We start from the raw sequence: 2428 nt of genomic DNA, 5'->3' as shown, positions 1-2428 counted from the left end.
GTAAGCGTCAAATACTCCCCACCTATGACGAAGATGGGGAGTATAGTAAAATCTAGTTATCAGTTTTTACATAACAGTGCTCTGGTAAGGTTTCGGACCATGGCAGTAGTCGATCGATCATTTTTTCATCGGTTGTATCAATGTTAGGAAGCTCCTCAAATAAAAACATCAAATAGTGATAAGGGTTTAGCCCGTTTTCCTTTGCTGTTTCAACGATGCTATACGTCACGGCACTAGCCTTTGCGCCTTTTGGTGTATTGGCAAAAATCCAATTTTTTCGGCCAATCACGAATGGTTTAATCGAGCGTTCGCTTCGGTTATTATCGATCTCCAATCGACCATCCTCTAAGTAAGCTTCTAGCTTCTCCCATTGATTGCGACAATATTTAATGGCTTGTCCAAGTGCACTTTTCGGCAACACCTTTGGTGTTTGCTGACGAAGCCATGCTGAAAAAGCATCAAGAATCGGCCGACTTTTTTCTAGCCGTACTTGATAACGTTCTTCAAAGGATAAAGGTTTGATTTCTTTTTCAATCGTAAAGAGTTGGTTACAGAATTGAAGCCCTTGTTTGGCCAGGACATCTTTCGTTCGTTCCTGTTCAGGCAACGCTTTGAGTGCTTCATCAAACTTTCGGCGAGCGTGAGCCCAACAGCCCACAAGCTTCACGTTTGGAATCCCATTATAGCCAGCGTAACCATCCACATGTAGATACCTTTAAAAGGGGATAGAAACTTTTTCGGATGTTTACTTGCTCGTGTCTGTTGATAATCAAACAGGACAATCGGTGATGTTCCTTGACCAGAGCGATAGAGCCAAAGATACGAAGTCGCGGTGGCGGCTCTGCCCGGTTCACGAAGCACTTGTAATGTGGTCTCATCGGCGTGAAGGTGATTCCGTTTCATTAATAGCTGATACATCCGGTCAAAGATGAGTTGTAGCCACGTAGTCGCCCCATGTAGCACCCAATTCGCGATCGTTTGGCGTGACAAAGACACACCTAATCGGGCAAATTGTTGTTCTTGGCGGTATAATGGTAGACCTTCTACATATTTCTGATTCATGATATACGCCATAGCTGATGGCGAGGCTAAGCTCTTTGGAAACACTGGTTTTGGCATGTTCGCCTTCACGATCGGTGTTTCCGTACTTTCACGCTCGCAGCGTCGACAAGCATAGACCGATTGAACGTGTTCGACGACTTTGACTTCCGCTGGGATGACTTTTAGTTCACGACGAATTTCTGTTGTCATTTCATGAAGATCCCCTTGGCAACACGAACAAACCTGCTGATCTGCGGGTAATTGATAGTTGATGACTTCTTTAGGAAGCTTCTCTAGTTTGAGCTCACGCTCACCCTTGGTCTTTTTACGTTGATACGTAATCGTTTCAACCGTCGGTTCTTCGACCTTAGGATCAGCAGAGATCTCGACTTCATTAAATAGAGGAAGCTCCAGTTGATCGGCATTTGTTTTCTCACTTGAAGCACCAAATTGACGTTGCTTACTAAGGCGGAATTGTTCCTCATACCATTTAATTTTTGCCGCCAGCTCCGCATTTTGTTTCTCAAGTGAAGAAACACGTTTTTCTAATTCTTCAGTTGTACATTGAGAGGTCATGTCATTTGTTTTCATACCATTATTATACCATGACCTCTCCCTTATTGGGGCTTAAATAACGGATGTTGCCGTTACTTTGGGGTGTGCAGCTTTTTGATCGATGGGGAGACCATCTAGTAACCAGCGAAATTGCCGAAGACTAATCATTTGTGGAGAAGATGAGGGGTCTTCTGGCCACGGAAACGTTCCTTTTTCCAAGCGACGATAATAGAGCCAAAAGCCATTATGTTCCCAATGGAGGATTTTGATTTTATCACGCTTACGATTACAGAAAACAAACAAGCAAGACGAGAATGGATCAAGCTGAAAACTCTCTTGTACGATGGCCGCAAGTCCATCAATTGATTTACGTAAATCCGTACTTCCTTTTGCCAAATATACGCGCTCGATTATACGATGATGGATCATCCATTTCTCAACACCCGAAGAACAAGGGAGAGATGATGTTCACTCACATCTTCAGGTATCATAAGCGAAAGATCATCCATTTTTAATTCAATAGCTGGATTCGTACTCATCGAGGAAACCTCTAATGTTGTCCACCCATGACAATCGACTTGAGGAGGATTTGGGGATGGATCTGTTTCTGCTTTCAATTTTTTACGCCAGTAATGGAATTGATATTCCGTTATCCCTTCTTGAGAGGATACCCATTCTGGAATCGTTTGCCCACTGGCTTCAAAATCTTCCATACGTGACTTCCAACATTCATATTTTTCTTTACGGTTCATGACAACACCCTTTCCATTTGATAGAAAGAGTATCTCATAGCTTGGGGCTTAGTGGAATGTGTGCGTTATTTGACGCTTAC

The 2428-nt window shown here is 43.2% G+C and carries 2 protein-coding genes and 1 pseudogene; all 3 read right to left on the bottom strand.

Annotated features, from left to right (window positions below; genetic code table 11):
- Nucleotides 1-52: 52 nt before the first annotated feature.
- The 3 genes and pseudogenes from tnpC to tnpA all read right to left on the bottom strand — a co-directional run bounded on the left by tnpC (nucleotide 53) and on the right by tnpA (nucleotide 2348).
- Nucleotides 53-1632 (bottom strand): annotated as a pseudogene (gene tnpC, locus JCM9152_RS20895) (IS66 family transposase).
- 36 nt (nucleotides 1633-1668) lie between these two features.
- A complete protein-coding gene (gene tnpB, locus JCM9152_RS20890; protein ID WP_035347740.1) occupies nucleotides 1669-2025 on the bottom strand; it encodes an IS66 family insertion sequence element accessory protein TnpB in 357 nt (118 codons plus the stop codon).
- The gene (gene tnpA / locus JCM9152_RS20885) at nucleotides 2022-2348 is read right to left on the bottom strand and encodes an IS66 family insertion sequence element accessory protein TnpA (protein ID WP_035347738.1); all 327 of its coding nucleotides are present in this window, start codon (nucleotides 2346-2348) and stop codon (nucleotides 2022-2024) included. Before tnpA ends, tnpB begins: the two co-directional genes overlap by 4 nt.
- Between the last annotated feature and the right edge of the window lie 80 nt (nucleotides 2349-2428).

Origin of the sequence: Halalkalibacter hemicellulosilyticusJCM 9152 (genome assembly GCF_000513115.1) — a bacterium.
Classification (GTDB): domain Bacteria; phylum Bacillota; class Bacilli; order Bacillales; family Bacillaceae_D; genus Halalkalibacter; species Halalkalibacter hemicellulosilyticus.
Note: the sequence above shows the minus strand (reverse complement) of the source record. Positions and strands in the feature narration are given on the sequence as shown.